This window comes from Escherichia sp. AM3 (genome assembly GCF_032029835.1).
GTDB classification, from domain to species: Bacteria; Pseudomonadota; Gammaproteobacteria; order Enterobacterales; family Enterobacteriaceae; genus Escherichia; species Escherichia coli.
Genome location: NZ_JAVUPQ010000027.1, coordinates 1 through 21,644, shown reverse-complemented (window position 1 = coordinate 21,644; position 21,644 = coordinate 1). Strand labels below are relative to the sequence as shown.

The following is a 21,644-nucleotide window of genomic DNA, read 5'->3' as shown; positions in this document are numbered from 1 at the left end:
TAAGCATACACCCTGGAAATCATTCACGCTGAAAAAGGACGTACATCAGACGGTGCAAATTACATGAGCGAACAAAAAATAATCACAAGCTGACTTATACTTGAACTGTCAGGTTCATGAACTCACAACAAGGGGGCGGTATGAGCCATGTCTGGGGACTGTTTTCCCATCCCGATCGTGAAATGCAGGTGATTAATCGCGAAAACGAAACGATTTCTCACCATTACACCCACCACGTTTTGCTGATGGCGGCGATTCCGGTGATTTGCGCCTTCATTGGCACTACACAGATTGGCTGGAATTTTGGCGATGGCACTATCCTGAAGTTATCCTGGTTTACCGGACTGGCGCTGGCTGTCCTGTTTTATGGCGTTATGCTGGCTGGGGTTGCGGTAATGGGGCGGGTCATCTGGTGGATGGCGCGTAATTATCCGCAGCGTCCGTCACTTGCGCACTGCATGGTCTTCGCGGGCTACGTTGCAACTCCGCTGTTTTTAAGCGGTCTGGTGGCGCTTTATCCACTGGTCTGGTTGTGTGCGCTGGTCGGCACGGTGGCGCTGTTTTACACCGGCTACCTGCTTTACCTTGGTATTCCGAGCTTCCTGAATATCAACAAAGAGGAAGGCCTTAGCTTCTCTAGTTCGACGCTGGCGATTGGCGTGCTGGTACTGGAAGTGCTGCTCGCCCTAACCGTTATACTATGGGGCTACGGTTATCGTTTGTTCTAGAAAGTTCTTTGACGTTGCATTGCTGGCGTAAATGTCAGCAATGCAGCATTTCCTCACGATTCTCCTTTGACGATCGCACTTTTTGCTCGTTATGATGGCGTCGCTAGCCTCAGTAAATCCTTACTCCGGCGGTGCGCAACCCGTGCGCGTGAACCACTATCTGAATGCTCATCATGCCGAAATTTCGAGTTTCTTTATTTAGCCTGGCCCTGATGCTGGCTGTGCCTTTGGCACCGCAGGCCGTTGCGAAAACGGCAGCCGCTACCACCGCTTCACAACCGGAAATTGCCTCCGGTAGCGCGATGATTGTTGATCTGAATACCAACAAAGTGATCTATTCGAACCACCCGGATCTGGTGCGTCCGATTGCGTCTATCAGCAAATTAATGACCGCGATGGTTGTGCTGGATGCACGACTGCCGCTGGATGAAAAACTAAAAGTGGATATCAGCCAGACGCCGGAGATGAAAGGGGTCTATTCGCGCGTACGACTGAATAGCGAAATCAGCCGTAAAGATATGCTGTTGCTGGCGCTGATGTCTTCAGAAAACCGCGCGGCGGCAAGCCTTGCGCACCATTATCCCGGTGGTTACAAAGCCTTTATTAAGGCAATGAATGCGAAAGCGAAATCGCTCGGAATGAACAACACGCGCTTTGTTGAACCTACCGGATTGTCGGTGCATAACGTTTCAACTGCCCGTGACTTAACCAAACTGCTCATTGCCAGCAAACAATATCCGTTGATCGGGCAGTTAAGTACTACCCGGGAAGATATGGCAACCTTCTCTAATCCGACGTATACGCTGCCGTTCCGCAATACTAATCATCTGGTGTATCGCGATAACTGGAATATTCAGTTAACCAAAACCGGCTTTACCAATGCGGCGGGCCATTGTCTGGTGATGCGTACGGTTATCAATAATAAACCGGTGGCGCTGGTAGTGATGGACGCGTTTGGCAAATATACCCATTTTGCCGATGCCAGCCGCCTGCGTACCTGGATTGAAACCGGTAAAGTGATGCCTGTGCCGGCAGCAGCGTTGAGCTATAAAAAACAAAAAGCCGCCCAAATGGCGGCGGCGGGGCAGACGGCACAGAACGATTAAGTGAATTCGGATGGCGATACTCTGCCATCCGTAATTTTTACTCCACTTCCTGCCAGTTTTTCCGTTTACTGGTTTTACCGATCCCCGGATTCATGCTGTTGGTCGGATCGTTCTCGCGATAGAACTTCTGCAACGTCTCCGGTGCTTTATACAAATGACCGACGTTATGCTCGGCAGGGTACTGCGCGCCGCGCTGCTGTAGCAGTTCCAGCATCTGTTCTTTTAACGCATGCACATCCACGCCTTTTTTCACTATGTAATCCTGATGGAAGACATAGCACATAAAATGGCCGTAATAGAGCTTGTGCACCAGCTGGCTGTCGATCTCCGGCGGTAAATGCTCATACCACTCGGTGTCGTTACGCCGCAGAGCGATATCCAACGCCAGAATGTCTTCGACTTCATCGGAATGCACCGCCTGATAACGAATTGCTGCGCCCGCAGCGGCGAAACGGTGTAAAAACGCTTTGCTGCCTTCCTCCGGCGTACAGACAAAGAAATCGCCTTCGGCCTGTTTGAAATAATCCACCAGCCACGATTTGGCTTCGCCCACGCCATCGCCCGCCATTTTTAACAGCAGATGATGCTCGTATTTATCGCGCCAGTTTTTCATGCGCGGCGGTAAATGGCTGGGGAACAGGTGACCGAATTTTTGCATCGCACGGTCAGTAAAATGCGGACGGAAGAATTTCACTTTCTCCAGCATCGCATCGGTGCGTCCCTTGAGATTAAAGAAGAACGGCATCTTGTCGGTGCCTAACTTATCAATCATCAGGAAGGTGTCTTTGCCGTATTTTTCCGCAATATCGTAGATATCCCGGTGCATATATTCCCCGGCAACCGGCAGATTTTCGAAGTTAGCCAGAATATGACGGCGGATTTCGGTCAGCACTTCCGGCTGGTTGGTGCCGATATAAAACACCTGCTGATTTTTTTCCGCTTCGAAGGTATCAAGACGTACTGCAAAGACCGCCAGCTTCCCGGCGCAACCAGAAGATTCAAATAACCGATCAGGATCGGCGTTATAACGTGCGGGCGTGTCGGCTTCAATATCACGAACGCGGTGGACATAGTCATAATCGTGGGCGTGACGACCATCGTGACGCACATCGTCATCTTTGATGCGATCATCATCCAGCTTGCTAAGGATCTGCTCCGGCGTTTCGCCCAGATCAATCCCCAGATGGTTCACCAGCGTCAGTTTGCCGTCTTCATTTATACGCGCGAATAACGACATTTCGGTATACGCCGGGCCACGTTGCACCAGCGAGCCGCCGGAGTTGTTACAAATACCGCCGATGACCGATGCGCCTATACACGATGATCCAATCACTGAGTGCGGTTCGCGTCCCAGCGGTTTGAGGGCTTTTTCCAGCGAATAGAGCGTGGTGCCCGGATAGGCCAGCACCTGTTCGCCCTTGCCAAGAACGTGCAGCTTGTCGAGACGCAGGGTGCTGATGATCACGATATCGCGATCATAGCCGTTACCGTTTGGCGTCGATCCTTCGGTCAGGCCTGTATTGGCAGCCTGCATCAGAATAATTTTGTCGGCGGTGACGCAGGCTTTCAGCACCCGCCACAATTCCAGTAGTGAGCCAGGGAAAACGACAGCCAGCGCGTCGCCCTGACCAGAACGGAAGCCCTTGCGATAGCGGGCCGTTTTTGCGGGATCGGTGAGCAGGTGTGAATGACCGACCAGACGGGCAAGTTCATTCAAAAAGGCTTTATTATCAGTTGTTGTCATGGAAGACATTTTCCACTCCTTGTGGTGGCGAAAAAATATCACAAACTAGAATAGCGCCTTGTATGACAATTCAGCGAGTGAATATTTTGAAAATTCAGACAATAAACTGAGCATTCTTTTTCTCTCTCCATCATGCTTATGGCAAACTACGGTTTTTGCACCATTTTCGCTGCCTCGTCGGGCAACAGAGGAAGAAAAATCCATATGAAATGGCTATGTTCAGTAGGAATCGCGGTGAGTCTGGCCCTGCAGCCAGCACTGGCGGATGATTTATTCGGCAACCATCCATTAACGCCCGAAGCGCGGGATGCGTTCGTCACCGAACTGCTTAAGAAAATGACAGTTGATGAGAAAATTGGTCAGCTGCGCTTAATCAGTGTCGGCCCGGATAACCCGAAAGAGGCGATCCGCGAGATGATCAAAGACGGTCAGGTTGGGGCGATTTTCAACACCGTAACCCGTCAGGATATCCGCGCCATGCAGGATCAGGTGATGGAATTAAGCCGCCTGAAAATTCCTCTTTTCTTTGCTTACGACGTGCTGCACGGTCAGCGCACGGTGTTCCCGATTAGCCTCGGTCTGGCCTCGTCTTTTAACCTCGATGCAGTGAAAACGGTCGGACGTGTCTCTGCTTATGAAGCGGCAGATGATGGCCTGAATATGACCTGGGCACCGATGGTCGATGTCTCGCGCGATCCGCGCTGGGGACGTGCTTCCGAAGGTTTTGGCGAAGATACGTATCTCACCTCAACAATGGGTAAAACCATGGTGGAAGCGATGCAGGGTAAAAGCCCGGCAGATCGCTACTCGGTGATGACCAGCGTCAAACACTTTGCCGCATACGGCGCGGTAGAAGGCGGTAAAGAGTACAACACCGTCGATATGAGTCCGCAGCGCCTGTTTAATGATTATATGCCGCCGTACAAAGCGGGGCTGGACGCAGGCAGCGGCGCGGTGATGGTGGCGCTGAACTCGCTGAACGGCACGCCAGCCACCTCCGATTCCTGGCTGCTGAAAGATGTTCTGCGCGACCAGTGGGGCTTTAAAGGCATCACCGTTTCCGATCACGGTGCAATCAAAGAGCTGATTAAACATGGCACGGCGGCAGACCCGGAAGATGCGGTGCGCGTGGCGCTGAAATCCGGAATCAACATGAGCATGAGCGACGAGTACTACTCGAAGTATCTGCCTGGGTTGATTAAATCCGGCAAAGTGACGATGGCAGAGCTGGACGATGCTGCCCGCCATGTACTGAACGTTAAATATGATATGGGGTTGTTTAACGACCCATACAGCCATTTGGGGCCGAAAGAGTCTGACCCGGTGGATACCAATGCCGAAAGCCGCCTGCACCGTAAAGAAGCGCGTGAAGTGGCGCGCGAAAGCTTGGTGTTGCTGAAAAACCGTCTCGAAACGTTACCGCTGAAAAAATCGGCCACCATTGCGGTGGTTGGGCCACTGGCGGACAGTAAACGTGACGTGATGGGCAGCTGGTCCGCAGCCGGTGTTGCCGATCAATCCGTGACCGTACTGACCGGGATTAAAAATGCCGTCGGTGAAAACGGTAAAGTGCTGTATGCCAAAGGGGCGAACGTTACCAGTGACAAAGGCATTATCGATTTCCTGAATCAGTATGAAGAAGCGGTCAAAGTCGATCCGCGTTCGCCGCAAGAGATGATTGATGAAGCGGTGCAGACGGCGAAACAATCTGATGTGGTGGTGGCTGTAGTCGGTGAAGCACAGGGGATGGCGCACGAAGCCTCCAGCCGGACCGATATCACTATTCCGCAAAGCCAACGTGACTTGATTGCGGCGCTGAAAGCCACCGGTAAACCGCTGGTGCTGGTGCTTATGAACGGGCGTCCGCTAGCGCTGGTGAAAGAAGATCAGCAGGCTGATGCGATTCTGGAAACCTGGTTTGCGGGGACTGAAGGCGGTAATGCAATTGCCGATGTGTTGTTTGGCGATTACAACCCGTCCGGCAAGCTGCCGATGTCCTTCCCGCGTTCTGTCGGGCAGATCCCGGTGTACTACAGCCATCTGAACACCGGTCGTCCGTATAATGCCGACAAGCCGAACAAATACACTTCGCGTTATTTTGATGAAGCTAACGGGGCGCTTTATCCGTTCGGCTATGGTCTGAGCTATACCACTTTCACCGTCTCTGATGTGAAACTTTCTGCGCCGACCATGAAGCGTGACGGCAAAGTGACGGCCAGCGTGCAGGTGACGAACACCGGTAAGCGCGAGGGTGCCACGGTAGTGCAGATGTACTTGCAGGATGTGACGGCTTCCATGAGTCGCCCTGTGAAACAGCTGAAAGGCTTTGAGAAAATCACCCTGAAGCCGGGCGAAACTCAGACCGTCAGCTTCCCGATTGATATTGAGGCGCTGAAGTTCTGGAATCAACAGATGAAATATGACGCCGAGCCTGGCAAGTTCAATGTCTTTATCGGCACTGATTCCGCACGCGTTAAGAAAGGCGAGTTTGAGTTGCTGTAATGCTTTTGTAAGGGCGCGACGTTTGCGCCCTTTGCCTGATGTTCATATCTTAACTTGCTGAATTTTCGCCCTTTGTAGGCCGGATAAGGCGCTCGCGCCGCATCCGGCAGGAAACGCCGGACCGAATATGCCTCTTAAGTATTTATCTGATTCTGCAACTGAATCCTTCCGCTCAAGCTAACCCCGCCATTATCAACTATGCTTTTCTCTTAATTCGCTGAAAACAACAGTAAAAGAATGAGGAAAGCATCATGCCACTCTTAAAGCTCTGGGCAGGTTCACTGGTTATGTTGGCAGCCGTGAGCCTGCCGCTACAGGCGGCTTCCCCCGTTAAAGTCGGTTCAAAAATCGATACCGAAGGTGCGCTACTCGGCAATATCATTTTGCAGGTGCTGGAAAGCCACGGCGTACCGACGGTGAATAAAGTGCAACTCGGAACGACTCCTGTGGTGCGCGGGGCGATTACTTCCGGTGAACTGGATATCTATCCGGAATATACCGGCAATGGCGCTTTCTTCTTTAAAGATGAAAACGATGCAGCGTGGAAAAACGCGCAGCAAGGTTACGAGAAAGTCAAAAAGCTCGATTCGGAGCACAACAAGTTAATCTGGCTGACGCCCGCGCCTGCAAATAACACCTGGACTATCGCCGTGCGTCAGGATGTGGCAGAGAAAAATAAACTCACTTCGCTTGCCGACCTGAGTCGTTATCTGCAAGAGGGCGGCACCTTCAAACTGGCAGCCTCGGCAGAGTTTATCGAACGCGCCGATGCGTTACCCGCGTTTGAAAAAGCCTATGGCTTTAAGCTCGGTCAGGATCAGTTGCTGTCACTGGCTGGTGGCGACACGGCGGTGACGATCAAAGCCGCTGCCCAGCAAACCTCTGGCGTTAATGCTGCAATGGCTTACGGCACTGACGGCCCGGTAGCGGCGCTGGGGCTGCAAACCTTAAGCGATCCGCAAGGTGTGCAACCTATCTACGCGCCTGCACCAGTGGTGCGTGAGTCGGTGTTGAGGGAGTATCCGCAAATGGCACAGTGGCTACAGCCAGTCTTCGCCAGCCTCGATGCAAAAACATTGCAGCAACTGAATGCCAGCATTGCTGTGGAAGGACTGGATGCCAAAAAAGTGGCTGCCGACTACCTGAAACAAAAAGGGTGGACGAAGTAATTTCCCGTGACTTATTTCCGTATTAATCCTGTTCTGGCGCTGCTGCTGTTGCTGACGGCAATCGCAGCGGCGCTGCCGTTTATCAGTTACGCGCCTAATCGTTTAGTTTCGGGTGAGGGGCGTCATCTCTGGCAGCTGTGGCCGCAAACGATCTGGATGCTGGTGGGCGTTGGTTGCGCCTGGCTGACGGCCTGTTTTATTCCCGGTAAAAAAGGCAGCATTTGTGCACTCATTCTGGCGCAATTCGTCTTCGTATTGCTGGTGTGGGGAGCTGGAAAGGCGGCGACCCAACTGGCGCAAAATGGCAGTGCGCTGGCGCGTACCAGCCTCGGCAGTGGTTTCTGGCTGGCTGCGGCGCTGGCATTGCTGGCCTGTAGCGATGCCATCCGCCGAATCTCCACGCATCCGCTGTGGCGCTGGTTGTTGCATATGCAGATTGCCATTATTCCGCTGTGGTTGCTGTACTCCGGCACGCTTAACGATCTCTCACTAATGAAAGAATACGCCAACCGTCAGGATGTGTTTGACGACGCGCTGGCACAACATCTGACGTTGCTGTTTGGTGCGGTGCTGCCTGCGTTAGTGATTGGTGTGCCGTTGGGCATCTGGTGCTACTTTTCCACTGCTCGGCAGGGGGCAATTTTTTCTCTGCTCAATGTCATTCAGACCGTGCCTTCGGTGGCGCTCTTTGGCCTGTTGATTGCGCCGCTTGCCGCGCTGGTGACGGCCTTTCCGTGGCTGGGGAAGCTCGGCATAGCAGGAACCGGAATGACACCCGCACTGATTGCGCTGGTGCTCTATGCCTTGCTGCCGCTGGTGCGCGGCGTGGTAGTCGGCTTGAACCAGATCCCGCGCGATGTGCTGGAGAGCGCCAGAGCGATGGGCATGAGCGGGGCGCGGCGATTCCTGCATGTTCAGTTACCACTGGCGTTACCGGTATTTCTGCGCAGCCTGCGGGTGGTGATGGTGCAAACTGTAGGTATGGCGGTGATTGCGGCGTTAATCGGCGCAGGCGGTTTTGGTGCGCTGGTTTTCCAGGGGCTGCTAAGCAGCGCCATTGATTTAGTGTTGCTGGGGGTGATCCCGGTAATTGTTCTGGCGGTGCTTACCGACGCGCTGTTCGATTTGCTTATCGCACTGCTGAAGGTGAAACGTAATGATTGAATTTAGCCATGTCAGCAAACTGTTCGGCGCACAAAAAGCCGTTAACGATCTCAATCTCAATTTTCAGGAAGGGAGTTTTTCGGTGCTGATTGGCACATCTGGCTCCGGCAAATCCACCACCCTGAAAATGATTAACCGCCTGGTGGAGCATGACAGCGGAGTGATCCGCTTTGCCGGAGAAGAAATTCGCTCGCTGCCAGTACTGGAGTTGCGCCGCCGGATGGGCTATGCCATTCAATCTATTGGCCTGTTCCCCCACTGGAGCGTGGCGCAAAACATCGCTACCGTGCCGCAATTACAAAAATGGTCGCGGGCGCGGATTGACGATCGTATCGACGAATTAATGGCGCTACTGGGGCTGGAGTCAAATTTGCGTGAGCGTTATCCGCATCAGCTTTCCGGTGGTCAGCAGCAACGTGTGGGAGTGGCGCGTGCACTGGCTGCCGATCCGCAAGTCTTACTAATGGATGAACCTTTTGGCGCACTGGACCCGGTAACGCGCGGCGCGTTGCAACAAGAGATGACGCGCATTCACCGTTTGCTGGGGCGTACCATTGTGCTGGTCACTCATGATATTGATGAGGCGCTACGGCTGGCAGAACATCTGGTATTGATGGATCACGGTGAAGTAGTGCAGCAGGGCAATCCGCTGACGATGCTGACTCGTCCGGCGAATGATTTTGTCCGCCAGTTTTTTGGACGTAGTGAACTGGGTGTGCGCCTGCTTTCGTTACGTAGTGTGGCGGATTACGTGCGTCGCGAAGAACGAGCAGATGGTGAGGCACTGGCAGAAGAGATGACGCTACGCGATGCGCTCTCTCTGTTTGTTGCGCGGGGATGCGAGGTGCTGCCGGTGGTGAACATGCAGGGCCAGCCTTGCGGCACGCTGCATTTTCAGGATCTGCTGGTGGAGGCGTAAGCGTATGAAGATGTTGCGCGATCCGCTGTTCTGGCTCATTGCTCTGTTTGTGGCGCTGATTTTCTGGCTGCCTTACAGCCAGCCGCTGTTTGCTGCCTTGTTCCCACAACTGCCACGACCCGTTTATCAGCAAGAAAGTTTTGCAGCTCTGGCACTGGCTCATTTCTGGCTGGTGGGAATTTCGAGTTTGTTTGCGGTGATCATTGGCACTGGTGCCGGAATTGCTGTCACTCGCCCGTGGGGCGCGGAATTTCGCCCACTGGTGGAAACTATTGCCGCCGTTGGACAGACTTTTCCGCCCGTCGCAGTGCTGGCGATCGCCGTTCCGGTGATCGGCTTTGGTCTGCAACCAGCGATTATCGCCTTGATCCTTTACGGTGTGCTGCCCGTCCTGCAGGCGACACTTGCCGGGCTGGGAGCGATTGATGCCAGCGTGACAGAAGTTGCGAAAGGTATGGGAATGAGTCGTGGTCAGCGACTGCGTAAGGTCGAGCTACCGCTGGCGGCTCCGGTGATTCTGGCGGGCGTGCGAACTTCGGTGATTATCAACATTGGTACGGCGACGATCGCCTCAACGGTAGGGGCCAGCACGCTGGGTACGCCCATCATCATCGGGCTTAGCGGATTTAATACCGCGTATGTGATCCAGGGGGCGTTACTGGTGGCACTGGCGGCGATCATCGCAGACCGCCTGTTTGAAAGGCTGGTGCAGGCGCTTAGCCAGCACGCAAAATAAAGGTATAACCTGCGAGCATGACGCCACCAATTCCGCCTAACGCCATAAACAGGAACAGGGCGATGACCCCAATTTTAGCTATGCGCATAATGCACTCCTTATGTTAACGAAAGGATTGTACAGTAAAGCGCATTTGTTAACGAATCATTAAATGCCGAGTGGGAAAATATCATGGCCTTGTTCTTGCCAACTGGTGAGTTGCTGCTGTTGGGCGGAGGTTCGATTTTCACCGCACCACACCAGCAATGTACGGCCTTCGAATAGTTCAGGGCGTAGTTGATTGAGCGAGTGGGCGAGGACATCAATGCGCCATCCTTGTTGACTGGCAATCCAGCCCTCCAGCCACAGACGGGTGGTATCCTGAATATTCCAGCCAACCACCAGCGCATCTTTACCCTGTTTTTTACGTGCCGAAGCCAGACAAATGGCGATGTAGTTGATCAGTACGCCGTCGAGGATCGCCAGCAGCGCCTGGAGAGTCGGTTGTTGGCACTGAAGCCGTCGGCGCAGAGGAATAAACAGATGTGTGGTGAGTGTCTGGGCGGGGTAATCCTGACCGCGCTCTTTGATCCACGTTCGCAGGCTATGTAGATTGCCGCTTTGCAGGTAAGTCAGTAATGTTTCTTGCTGATCGCGCCAGCCGTTCTGCACATCAACATTTTCATTACTGAGCAGCATTTTAACTTTGCTGACCTGCACGCCGTTGTCGATCCAGCGTTTGATCTCGCGGATCCGGTCAATATCGGCATCGTTGAACAGCCGATGACCGCCGTCTGTCCGTTGCGGTTTCAGCAATCCGTAACGCCTCTGCCACGCGCGTAACGTGACAGGATTAATATCACAAAGCAACGCCACTTCACCAATTGTGTAAAGCGCCATCGTCTCACCCTTGCTCGCGAGGTCCCGGTTTAACTTTAGACGCAGTTTTGCGAACCAGGTAGTTTTGCCCGTTTTTTGTGCATCTATAGGGTGATTTTATTTTTGCCAGGCGATTTTGAGTGATCGTACTCACGAATTCTCATTTTTCTGCAAGAGTTCAAAGAAAGTTAAACGCAGGCAATGTATGTTACGCGTTTTAAAGGGAAGTGTGGTTTGCGGGTATGTACGATTTTAATCTGGTGTTGCTGCTGCTTCAGCAGATGTGCGTTTTTTTAGTCATTGCGTGGTTAATGAGTAAAACGCCATTATTCATACCGTTAATGCAGGTCACGGTTCGTCTGCCGCATAAATTTCTCTGCTACATCGTCTTTTCCATCTTCTGCATCATGGGCACCTGGTTTGGGTTGCACATTGACGATTCTATTGCCAATACCCGTGCGATAGGCGCGGTAATGGGCGGCTTACTCGGCGGTCCGGTCGTCGGTGGGCTGGTTGGTCTGACCGGCGGCTTACATCGATATTCGATGGGGGGCATGACCGCGCTAAGTTGCATGATCTCAACCATCGTTGAAGGATTGCTCGGCGGCCTGGTACACAGCATTCTGATCCGTCGCGGGCGCACTGATAAAGTCTTTAACCCCATTACCGCCGGTGCCGTCACGTTCGTCGCTGAAATGGTGCAAATGTTGATCATCCTGGCGATCGCCCGACCTTATGAAGATGCGGTACGTCTGGTGAGTAATATTGCTGCGCCAATGATGGTCACCAATACCGTCGGCGCGGCGCTGTTTATGCGTATATTGCTCGATAAACGCGCGATGTTTGAAAAATACACTTCAGCTTTTTCTGCCACTGCGCTGAAAGTGGCGGCCTCGACGGAAGGCATTTTGCGCCAGGGGTTTAACGAAGTGAACAGCATGAAAGTGGCACAGGTGCTGTATCAGGAGCTGGATATTGGTGCAGTCGCGATTACCGATCGAGAGAAATTGCTAGCCTTTACCGGAATTGGTGACGACCACCATTTACCCGGCAAACCGATTTCTTCGACTTATACCTTAAAAGCGATTGAAACCGGTGAAGTGGTCTACGCTGATGGCAACGAAGTACCTTACCGTTGCTCTTTGCATCCGCAATGCAAACTGGGGTCGACGCTGGTAATTCCGTTGCGTGGTGAAAATCAGCGGGTGATGGGCACCATCAAATTGTATGAAGCCAAAAACCGTTTATTCAGTTCAATCAACCGCACGTTGGGTGAGGGGATTGCGCAACTGCTTTCGGCGCAGATCCTTGCCGGGCAATATGAGCGGCAAAAAGCGATGCTCACCCAGTCAGAGATCAAACTGCTTCACGCCCAGGTGAATCCCCATTTTTTGTTTAATGCGCTTAACACCATTAAAGCGGTGATCCGTCGCGACAGCGAACAGGCCAGCCAGCTGGTGCAGTATCTTTCCACTTTTTTCCGCAAAAACTTAAAGCGGCCTTCGGAGTTTGTTACTCTCGCCGACGAAATTGAACATGTGAATGCTTATCTGCAAATTGAAAAGGCGCGCTTCCAGTCGCGGTTGCAGGTCAACATTGCTATTCCGCAAGAATTATCCCAGCAGCAATTGCCCGCGTTTACCCTGCAACCGATAGTGGAAAACGCCATTAAACATGGGACATCACAACTGCTGGATACAGGGCGAGTGGCAATCAGCGCCCGACGTGAGGGGCAACATTTAATGCTGGAGATCGAAGACAATGCCGGTTTGTATCAACCGGTAACCAATGCCAGTGGGCTGGGGATGAATCTGGTGGATAAGCGTTTACGTGAACGGTTTGGCGATGACTATGGGATAAGCGTCGCCTGTGAGCCTGATAGTTACACCCGAATAACGTTACGACTACCATGGAGGGACGAGGCATGATTAAAGTCTTAATTGTCGATGATGAACCGTTAGCACGGGAGAACCTGCGCGTATTTTTGCAGGAGCAGAGCGATATTGAAATCGTTGGTGAGTGTTCAAACGCCGTGGAAGGGATCGGCGCGGTGCATAAACTGCGCCCGGATGTGCTGTTTCTCGATATCCAGATGCCGCGCATCAGTGGTCTGGAAATGGTGGGGATGCTCGACCCGGAACATCGTCCGTATATTGTTTTTCTCACCGCGTTTGACGAATACGCCATTAAAGCCTTTGAAGAACACGCCTTTGATTATCTGCTGAAGCCAATTGATGAAGCGCGACTGGAGAAAACGCTGGCGCGTTTGCGGCAGGAACGCAGCAAGCAGGATGTTTCGCTGTTACCAGAAAATCAACAGGCGCTGAAATTTATCCCTTGTACTGGGCATAGTCGGATTTATTTGCTGCAAATGAAAGATGTGGCATTTGTCAGCAGTCGGATGAGCGGTGTCTACGTTACCAGCCACGAAGGGAAAGAGGGCTTTACCGAATTGACATTACGTACCCTGGAAAGTCGTACACCACTACTGCGCTGCCATCGTCAGTATCTGGTTAACCTCGCGCATTTACAGGAGATTCGTCTGGAAGATAACGGCCAGGCCGAGTTGATTTTGCGTAATGGCTTAACCGTGCCGGTCAGCCGCCGTTATCTGAAAAGCTTAAAAGAGGCGATTGGCCTGTAAAAGACTGCTAAAATGGCTTTTTGCCTCATCAACACCTGAAGGCCTCATGCTAAGTAACGATATTCTGCGCAGCGTGCGCTACATTTTGAAAGCCAATAATAATGACCTGGTGCGTATTCTGGCGCTGGGTAATGTCGAAGCCACCGCGGAACAGATCGCCGTCTGGCTACGTAAAGAAGACGAAGAGGGTTTTCAGCGTTGTCCGGACATTGTTTTGTCGTCATTCCTCAATGGCCTGATTTATGAAAAACGCGGCAAGGATGAGTCTGCTCCGGCACTGGAGCCGGAACGTCGCATTAATAACAACATCGTGCTGAAAAAATTACGCATCGCGTTTTCGCTGAAAACCGATGACATTCTGGCGATCCTCACCGAACAGCAGTTCCGCGTTTCGATGCCGGAAATTACGGCGATGATGCGTGCACCGGATCATAAAAACTTCCGCGAATGCGGCGATCAATTTTTACGTTATTTTCTGCGTGGACTGGCAGCGCGCCAGCATGTGAAGAAAAGCTAAGACGGGTATGGCGGCCATGCGAAACATGGCCGCCGACAGATTATTTCACTTCTTTAAAACCAGCGGCTTTCATCACCAGTTCCATTTGCGCCATAGTGATACCTTTTTTGGCATCTTCAGCAGAAACGTTGATTCCTGAAATACCCTGCAGGGCTTTAAAATCCACTTTTTCCATATCGATAGTCACGTTTTCCTGCGCGTAGGTATCGGTATAGGTTAATTTTTCTTCAACACCCGCGATGTTTTTGTATTTGGCGCTTAACGGCTCAAGTGTCTTGGCAGCATCTTCTTTGGTGGTAGCACCTATGGAGGCAAATTGAATTTTGGTTTCAGAAGATTGCTTAAGCACCTTGTCACCTTTGTAGACATAGGTAATGGCAATTTCAGTGCCGTTCAGATTGGCGCTGAATTTCTTCGATTCTTCTTTGTCACCGCAGCCAGCAAGAGAGAAAACCAGAACAGATGCAACAACAAGGGAAAACAGCTTATTGAAAGCCTTCATGTAAAACTCCATTTTATTTAATCAAGGAACTGGTGACTCTCACCAGGGGCTATATAGGATATGCCTAATACCGTGGCGTGAGCAGTCCGGAACTGGAGTAGAACTCTTAGTAAAAAGCACTATTTCATCCTTGTTGCTGAAGCATGGGGAATAATTGTTCGCAAAGCAAAACAACGTTATTCATTGCTTCTACCCGTGCCTCGCTTTCTGTATTACGAAATTGTCCCAACACATGTGCCAGCCGATAAAAACCCACGGCGGTGAGGTCATTCGCCAGCAACTCTGCCTGACCAATAGCACTTTGTTCCTGATAGCGCCAGCCGTTATGGAGCAGTTGAATAAGTAACGCCTGGCAGCGTATCAGCAACTGATGAGCAGTAGACGGCACAGGCAAAACGCTGGCAGAAGGTAGCGGTGCCACAGGCGCAGTTTCAGCGTCCAGCGCCCAGGCACGAGTCTTTGTCATCATTACCTGTGGTTCCAGTGTCAATTGCCCCTCTACAAAACTGACAAAGCCAGAAACCAGACACACGGGGTCCTCTGTTTGTTGCAAAAGCGCCGCCATGCGTTCAACGGCATAAGGCGCGCTGGCTGAGGCTGGCAGTGATAACGTCAGCAGATTATCTTCACCTTCGCCGCTAATGACCTGCGCATCCAGCGTCTGGCGGCTGCTATCCCAACCGAGCGAAATACACTCAGCGACCGGCAGAATAAATAAGTTATCGACCTGATTAAGAGGCCGTATGCAGGCGGGGGGACGCTGGCGTAAATATTCCCGCAAAGCCACAATGCCCGGCTGGCGTAACGGCGCGCTCAACATTTGCCAGGCATCAGGCGACAGCGGCACAACGCTGCTTAAGCGGTTGCGGGTAGCTAACAGCAGCTCGCCATCGGCACTGCGTTTTGCTGCTTGTGAAACAATTTGCCCACCCGCCAGTGCGCCAGCCTGAAAACTAAACAGCCGACGCGTAGCTGCCGGTGAGTTTTCCTGTTCGCTTCGCGGCCAACTGCGCGAAAGGTGCAAAATACTGCCGGTGTCGGGATCGGTAAACCAGATGCGTAAACCATAATGCTCAATATCCTGCCAGCAACGCATACCTAAAGACACCAGCCGCAGATGATCAAGCTTTGCTTCTCCGGCAATGCCTGCGCCAACGACCGTGCGCCACGGCATGGGAGGAATTTCACCAACACTGTCGCGCTGCGCCATTTCGTGTGCGCAATTTAATCGACTGTTTAATGCCGCAAGCTGACACAAGCATTCTCCGGCATGATAATGGCTTGCGCGGGCGTGGAAGGCATCAACGCTGGCGCGCAGTTGCCGTAGCGATTCACTCACCCATCGCCAGTTGCAGCGTTCCGCCGCTTGCTGCGCGCGGCTGAAAGCGGCCTCGTAGTGAATAAGCGGCTGGCTGATGCCGCTCAGCCATAATGCCTGGCTTAATTGCTGAACATATTGACGACACGTTTTGCCTTCTTCGCTGGCAAACGGATCGTCAGATGATGTGACGTGTTCGCTGCGCATCTGCCAGATCAAATGGTTAAATTCCGCTTGCTGAGTTTTGGCCTCGACGAAGGCCTGCACAGCCAGTACGACATGTTCGCAAAGTGTGCCTTCAATACAATCACAACGGGCGAAACGAATACTGCTGCGGGAATAAAAACGCACATCGCTCATCGGTAAGCGGGCAGAGGGAATTTCACCCGGCGCACAGAACAACTCAATGGTGATGCCTTTAGCGACCAGCGCCTGTGCGCGTTTGCGGGTGGCATCGGGAAGGGTAGCCAGTTCTTCCAGCCAGATTGCCGGATCCCATTCCTCTTCTTTTCCCGTAGGCTGGGCGGTAGCACAAAGTCGTTGATAACTTAACACCAGCATCACGTGATGACGGCACATACCGCTGGCCCCGCAGCTGCACTGAGCCTCTTTCAGTGCCTGGCCGTTCGCCAGCTGGGTACGGACACCGTCACTGAAGGTGGCGATTAAAGCGCCGTTCTCATGGCTGATTTCCGGGACGTTGCCATTTTCCAGTTCCTTAAGACTGCGCTTAACAAAACCGGCATTGCTTAACGCCGTCAGGGCCTGCGGTGTCAGTTCTAATAATTCCGGACGTAGTGAATTCATGACTGAAGATTCTCCGCAAGCCATGATGCCAGCTCGCCCGGTGTCATGGCGGCTATTTGTGCGCCGACATTTACCAGCGCCTGGGCCGTATCGTGGTCATAGCAAGGTGTTGCTGTGCTATCGAGCGCTGCCAGTCCCAGCACTTTGATGCCGCTCTGGACACACTTTTTCACCTGATGCGTCAGTAATGATGATGAACCCCCTTCGTAAAAATCGCTCACGAGGATAATGACGCTTTTCGCTGGTTGTTCAATAAGTTGCCGACCATACTCCACGGCACTGGCGATATTGGTTCCGCCGCCTAATTGCACTTTCATTAATAACTCTACCGGATCGGCAACGTCTGCCGTGAGATCAACCACACTGGTGTCAAAAGCGACCAGATGGGTACGAATGCCGGGTAACTGCCATAAACAGGCCGCCATCACCGCAGAGTGGATCACCGAATCGACCATCGAGCCGCTTTGATCAACCAGTAAGACCAGTTGCCATTGTTCGCTTTGGCGTTTAATGCGGCTGTTAAAGCGGGGGGATTCGATATACAACTTGCCGTGTTGTGGGTGCCAGTGTTGCAGGTTGGCGCGTAGAGTACTTTTGAAATCAAAGTTTCGCGCCAGTGGAATAGATGAGCGGCGACGGCGATCGCGGACACCAGAAAAAGCCTGACGAACTTCCTTTGCCAGTCGAGCCATAATTTCTTCAACAACCTGGCGCACTATCCGGCGGGCGGTAGCCAGTACTTCGGGGTTCATCAGATGTTTGGTATGCAAAACGGCGCGTAGCAGGCTTTCAGAAGGCTGCATACGTTCCAGCACGTCGAGATTCGTCACCACATCTTCAATGCCATAGCGCAGTACGGCATCGCTTTCCAGCCGCTCAATCACCTGTTGCGGAAACAGCGTGTGAATACTGTTGATCCACTCAGGGGTGGTGAGATTTGAGCCACCTAATCCACCGGAGCGTTCACCACGCTGGAGCCGTTCAGGATCGCGCCCATACAGCCATTCCAGCGCGTGGTCTATCTGCCGGGCGTTGTCATCCAGCCCACAAAGCGTCGTTTCTGCCGCTTCGCCAAGAATTAATCGCCAGCGTTGTAGCTCACGGGTGGTCAGAAGATCGTTCAGTTCAGACATGGAAAACTCCCCAGTGTTGCAGCGATGCCAGTGCCTGCTGTTCGAGTTGTTGATGATGTGCAATGGCCTGTGGTGGACAATGCAACGGCATTTGCAGCGCTGAAACAGGAAGCTGCGCAAGCTGGTAATGCTCAAGCACCTGATGCGCCAGCGTCCCGCGTTCTCGTGGCGGTAGCCAGGCCATTGCCGCGCGTAAATCGGGCAGGGCGTTAATAAAATCGTCGTCACTTAGTTGATTTAAATGACTGCTGAAACCGGCGATAAATGCAGGTTGACAGGCCAGTTGATGACGGGCTAATGCCAGCAAACCGTGCAGCGCCTCACCGGATTGTGCCGGGGATAACTGCGCCAGCATCGTCAGCGCCGCTTCGGCACTGGCGTTGGGATGTTCCAGACGCATTAGTGCGCCAAGAGCCGCGCCGCGATCCAGCGCCGGGGCATGAATCGCCTGACTGCGTCGCTCCAGTAAGGCTACCGCCGCAGAAAGAGAAACGCCGGGTAAATTAACGCCGCTATGTAGATCGCGCAGGATATGGCAAAGCGCTTGCCAGCTATGCAGGTGAGCGTGAAACTCCTTTTCATCCGGTCTGCCGTTAGATTCACACAGCCACAGCGTGCGATCGATAGCCGCGCATAACGTCGTTTGTAATATCTGCGCGCCTTGCATACCGCTAATTTCATCCAGCCGCCATAAGGCATATAGCACTTCCAGCGCCTGGCCCATTTCGGCAAATTGATTTTCCTGGGCGATTAATAGTGTGAGTTGCTCCAGTAATTGTTGACTGAAGGACGCCAGACCCGCTAACGCCGCCTGGCTAAGACATGTGGTGATACTGCCGATTCCGCCCGCGTCCAGCATATCGGCTTCTAATTTATTGCGTGCGGCTTCCTGGAGTGTGGCACCAAAACAGGCGGCCTCAATCAATGCCGCATGCTGGCTAAGCGGGCGGGTTAATTTCCAGCGTTCTTCACCGTTGCCTGCAAGTGTCAGTGTACTTCCCTGCTGGCGTACAATCCCAGGGATCTCCAGTATTGCCAGCCGATGTAACACCTGACTTTGCGCCAGCCCATCGGGGGTAAAGCGATTTAAGGTAAGCTCCGCCGGAAGGGAGATTGCGGTACGTTCCAGTTCGCAGGTGACATCTTTTGGCAGAGGCGGTTGTGGCGTAGAAGGGGCAAGTTTACCGAATCCGTCACCCGCTAATGTGTCTATCAACGTTAGCAGAATCGGATCGGTATCGGGATGAATAACGCCGCGATAGCTCCACGGCAACGGCGCGTTCAGGGCTTCTTTAATCAGCGAGCCTGCTATGGCATCCAGCCAGTCAGTGCGTAACGGTAGTGTATGACCGCGCAACTGTGCCAGCGCCATCGCATGCAGATGAGCGGCAGCCATATCCGCGGTAGAAGCGGGCAATTTGTGCTGGCGCAAACGGGTAAGGATAGTTTTTAGCAGTTGTTCACCGGCCTTCTGCAAGCCCCACGGCCAGCACCAGTTTTGCCATACCGGGGCAGGCATTCCTGAAAGGTATCCTGCCAGCACATCAAGGCGCTTTTCACTGTAGGGTGTGAGATAACAACCTGTAACGGCATCTGCCAGCGAGGGCAATTCTGGCTTGTTAATTTTCTGAGGGCATTCGCGCCACATCTTTGCCAGTGCCGGAGCGTGCCAGCCACCGCAGACAACTAACACGTCGCCATTATTTTGCTGCATCGCCCATCCAATCCAGCGGGCCATAAAGGCTTCGCGCTGACGATTGAGCGCATCGCCGGAGGCGTCGCCCCGCAGTTGGGCAAAATAGTGCGCCAGCGCAGAGGGTAATGCAGTTTGCTGGCTTTCATCTTCGAACAAGTGATCCCACAGGGTATCGCTGTTATCCATGCGGGTGGCACGCAGCAGTAAGGCCTGGCTTTCATCTTGCGTATCAGGCGAATCGTCCTCTTCTTCACTCTGCGCCCAGCAAGGCAAATCGATGAAGTAAGTTTGTGCCTGAATGCGACGTGCGGCTTGTAGCGCCTGCCACTCCGGCGAAAATTCAGCAAATGGCGTCCAGGCACCACGCCCGGGGGCTGCACCGTCCTGATACTGGCAATAACTGTAAATAGCTACCGGAAGCTGGTGGGCTAAAAACAGTTCGTCTACCCGGTCATTAAAATCAGCCGGGCCTTCAATCAACACGTATCGTGGCCGCTGGCTTTCGATTAACGATTTCACCAGCCGGGCGCAGGCCGGACTATGATGCCGGATGCCGACAATTAACGGCTCGCTCATGCATCTTTCCTCACGGCAGGCGGTGGCGGGCTTGATAATAAGCCTGCCAGTGAGCTTCTTTATGTGTGGCGACACGCTGTTCGAAGTAACGGCGCAGACGCGCGCGATCTTCTTCGTTATCTTTGACGATGGTTCCGGCAATACATTCCACCAGGTCGGCAGGCTCCCCCGCGCGATTCGCTAAAAACCAGGCGCGGACGCCCACAGCATGGGCCACGTTCACGGCTTCAGCGGTGGACATAATCGCTGTCAGTGTATCCATTGACGTTTTCTTTTCGCCGTTGGCACGCAGATCGCGGAAGGTGCGGACCAGTAATTCCAGTACCGCGTCAGGCACTTTATGCGGAATACCGCTATGGGCCAGCAAACGCGCCGAAGCACTGGCGACCAGTTCCAACTCCTGGGCGAAATCCATAATCGGAAAAACCGTTTCAAAATCGAAGCGACGCTTTAGCGCAGCACTCATTTCATTGACGCCGCGATCGCGGGTATTGGCAGTGGCAATAATATTAAAGCCTTCTCGCGCATAGAGCTGACTGGCTTCACCAGTGAGTTCCGGCACCGTCATCACCCTGTCAGAAAGCATACCTAACAGACAGTCCTGCACTTCCAGCGGTGTACGCGTTATCTCTTCGAAACGGACGATTTTGCCGTCGCGCATTCCCTGATAAAGCGGGGCAGGGACCAGCGCTTCCGTTGACGGACCATGATTGATAAGCAGGGCGTAGTTCCAGCCATACTTGATTTGATCTTCGGTGGTAGATGCCCCGCCCTGGATGGTTAACCCGGCATCGCCGCTAATAGCGGTTGCCAGTAATTCAGAAAGAAGAGATTTTGCGGTACCCGGTTCCCCCACCAACATCAAACCGCGGCCGGTAGCAAGAGTGACTAACATACGTTCGACAGCGGAGGGGCTAATCACCACTTTACGGCTGATATTTTGCGCTTCGTCGCCAAGGATAAAAGCACGGGCCGCAGGCAAACTTAACTGCCAACCGGGCGGGCAAGGTGCGTTATCATTTTGTTTTAATTTTGCCAGTTCATCGGCGTATAACACAGCAGCAGGCGGACGCTGCAGATGATTATTCTGCGGTGACATATATTCATCCCTGAAATGTATTAATGAAATAAACGATATTTTACGCGCAATAAATGTTTGGCGCATTAGTTGTTTGAGCGAAAAATATCTGGAAAGCAGATCACAGTAAATAAAAAAACCTGCTGGTGAGGCAGGTTCTTTTATTTACTATTTTCAGGCCTAACACCACAGCCTGTGCAACATCGTGTTCCAACGAACGAATTATAACCACGGCTGGACCCCGTTGCAATTAAGATAATGAGATTTATAATCCAGGCCATTGGGACGTTGCGCCGGATCGGACCAATTTGAATTATTTAGAGTATATTATTCTATTTCTTGGTTGAATATATTCTGTAGTTCACGATTAAGGTAATGACTCCAACTTATTGATAGTGTTTTATGTTCAGATAATGCCCGATGACTTTGTCATGCAGCTCCACCGAT

Annotated in this window: 19 protein-coding genes; 10 read left to right on the top strand and 9 right to left on the bottom strand. The window is 52.7% G+C overall.

Features of this window, described 5'->3' with window-relative positions; genetic code table 11:
• Window positions 1–140: 140 nt before the first annotated feature.
• Window positions 141–728 (top strand): Yip1 family protein, encoded by a 588-nt coding sequence (locus RTW80_RS12140; RefSeq protein ID WP_001295454.1) that lies wholly within the window; start codon window positions 141–143, stop codon window positions 726–728.
• A gap of 173 nt (window positions 729–901) precedes the next feature.
• Window positions 902–1,834: a D-alanyl-D-alanine endopeptidase gene (pbpG, locus tag RTW80_RS12135; RefSeq protein ID WP_001295432.1), complete on the top strand. Its 933-nt coding sequence runs from the start codon at window positions 902–904 to the stop codon at window positions 1,832–1,834.
• A gap of 37 nt (window positions 1,835–1,871) precedes the next feature.
• On the opposite strand, the gene dld is transcribed toward pbpG, so the two are convergent.
• Window positions 1,872–3,587: a D-lactate dehydrogenase gene (dld, locus tag RTW80_RS12130; RefSeq protein WP_000097392.1), complete on the bottom strand. Its 1,716-nt coding sequence runs from the start codon at window positions 3,585–3,587 to the stop codon at window positions 1,872–1,874.
• A 195-nt stretch (window positions 3,588–3,782) separates the two neighbouring features.
• On the opposite strand from dld, the gene bglX reads away from it, so the two are divergent.
• From bglX to yehW, 5 genes are all read left to right on the top strand, one after another.
• The gene (bglX, locus tag RTW80_RS12125; protein ID WP_000871504.1) at window positions 3,783–6,080 is read left to right on the top strand and encodes a beta-glucosidase BglX; all 2,298 of its coding nucleotides are present in this window, start codon (window positions 3,783–3,785) and stop codon (window positions 6,078–6,080) included.
• A gap of 251 nt (window positions 6,081–6,331) precedes the next feature.
• On the top strand, window positions 6,332–7,249 hold the full coding sequence (osmF, locus tag RTW80_RS12120; protein ID WP_001130308.1) for a glycine betaine ABC transporter substrate-binding protein OsmF: 918 nt from the start codon (window positions 6,332–6,334) through the stop codon (window positions 7,247–7,249).
• Window positions 7,250–7,255: 6 nt separating this feature from the next.
• Entirely contained in the window at window positions 7,256–8,413 is a 1,158-nt protein-coding gene (yehY, locus tag RTW80_RS12115) for a glycine betaine ABC transporter permease YehY (protein ID WP_000220833.1), read from the top strand.
• The gene (gene yehX / locus RTW80_RS12110; RefSeq protein ID WP_000569357.1) at window positions 8,406–9,332 is read left to right on the top strand and encodes a glycine betaine ABC transporter ATP binding protein YehX; all 927 of its coding nucleotides are present in this window, start codon (window positions 8,406–8,408) and stop codon (window positions 9,330–9,332) included. The genes yehY and yehX overlap by 8 nt, the downstream gene beginning before the upstream one ends.
• A gap of 4 nt (window positions 9,333–9,336) precedes the next feature.
• The gene (gene yehW / locus RTW80_RS12105) at window positions 9,337–10,068 is read left to right on the top strand and encodes a glycine betaine ABC transporter permease YehW (RefSeq protein WP_000783120.1); all 732 of its coding nucleotides are present in this window, start codon (window positions 9,337–9,339) and stop codon (window positions 10,066–10,068) included.
• Here yehW and RTW80_RS12100 read toward each other — a convergent pair.
• Entirely contained in the window at window positions 10,049–10,156 is a 108-nt protein-coding gene (locus tag RTW80_RS12100; RefSeq protein ID WP_001216963.1) for a protein YohO, read from the bottom strand. The genes yehW and RTW80_RS12100 overlap by 20 nt on opposite strands.
• A gap of 59 nt (window positions 10,157–10,215) precedes the next feature.
• The gene (gene mlrA, locus RTW80_RS12095; RefSeq protein WP_001240401.1) at window positions 10,216–10,947 is read right to left on the bottom strand and encodes an HTH-type transcriptional regulator MlrA; all 732 of its coding nucleotides are present in this window, start codon (window positions 10,945–10,947) and stop codon (window positions 10,216–10,218) included.
• 221 nt (window positions 10,948–11,168) lie between these two features.
• Between mlrA and btsS the strand changes: the two genes are divergently transcribed.
• From btsS to RTW80_RS12080, 3 genes are read left to right on the top strand one after another with little or no spacing between them, the layout of a single operon-like run.
• The gene (btsS, locus tag RTW80_RS12090) at window positions 11,169–12,854 is read left to right on the top strand and encodes a two-component regulatory system sensor histidine kinase BtsS (protein ID WP_001295431.1); all 1,686 of its coding nucleotides are present in this window, start codon (window positions 11,169–11,171) and stop codon (window positions 12,852–12,854) included.
• A complete protein-coding gene (gene btsR / locus RTW80_RS12085; RefSeq protein ID WP_000598641.1) occupies window positions 12,851–13,570 on the top strand; it encodes a two-component system response regulator BtsR in 720 nt (239 codons plus the stop codon). Before btsS ends, btsR begins: the two co-directional genes overlap by 4 nt.
• A gap of 46 nt (window positions 13,571–13,616) precedes the next feature.
• Window positions 13,617–14,087: a DUF1456 family protein gene (locus tag RTW80_RS12080; protein ID WP_001295430.1), complete on the top strand. Its 471-nt coding sequence runs from the start codon at window positions 13,617–13,619 to the stop codon at window positions 14,085–14,087.
• Between the two features lie 40 nt (window positions 14,088–14,127).
• Here RTW80_RS12080 and RTW80_RS12075 read toward each other — a convergent pair whose 3' ends face one another.
• The 6 genes from RTW80_RS12075 to RTW80_RS31350 all read right to left on the bottom strand — a co-directional run.
• The gene (locus RTW80_RS12075; RefSeq protein ID WP_001295429.1) at window positions 14,128–14,589 is read right to left on the bottom strand and encodes a YehR family lipoprotein; all 462 of its coding nucleotides are present in this window, start codon (window positions 14,587–14,589) and stop codon (window positions 14,128–14,130) included.
• A gap of 124 nt (window positions 14,590–14,713) precedes the next feature.
• Entirely contained in the window at window positions 14,714–16,714 is a 2,001-nt protein-coding gene (locus RTW80_RS12070) for an SWIM zinc finger family protein (RefSeq protein ID WP_012135922.1), read from the bottom strand.
• Entirely contained in the window at window positions 16,711–17,847 is a 1,137-nt protein-coding gene (locus tag RTW80_RS12065) for a vWA domain-containing protein (RefSeq protein ID WP_001351788.1), read from the bottom strand. The genes RTW80_RS12070 and RTW80_RS12065 overlap by 4 nt, the downstream gene beginning before the upstream one ends.
• Window positions 17,840–20,119 carry a DUF5682 family protein gene (locus RTW80_RS12060; RefSeq protein ID WP_032247677.1) on the bottom strand — a complete coding sequence of 760 codons (2,280 nt, stop codon included), beginning with the start codon at window positions 20,117–20,119 and terminating at the stop codon, window positions 17,840–17,842. The genes RTW80_RS12065 and RTW80_RS12060 overlap by 8 nt, the downstream gene beginning before the upstream one ends.
• Window positions 20,120–20,129: 10 nt before the next feature.
• On the bottom strand, window positions 20,130–21,218 hold the full coding sequence (locus tag RTW80_RS12055) for an ATP-binding protein (protein ID WP_001300974.1): 1,089 nt from the start codon (window positions 21,216–21,218) through the stop codon (window positions 20,130–20,132).
• Window positions 21,219–21,583: 365 nt separating this feature from the next.
• Window positions 21,584–21,644, bottom strand: a 61-nt coding sequence (locus RTW80_RS31350; protein ID WP_071528444.1) for an IS1 family transposase, incomplete at its 5' end; no start/stop codon positions are given.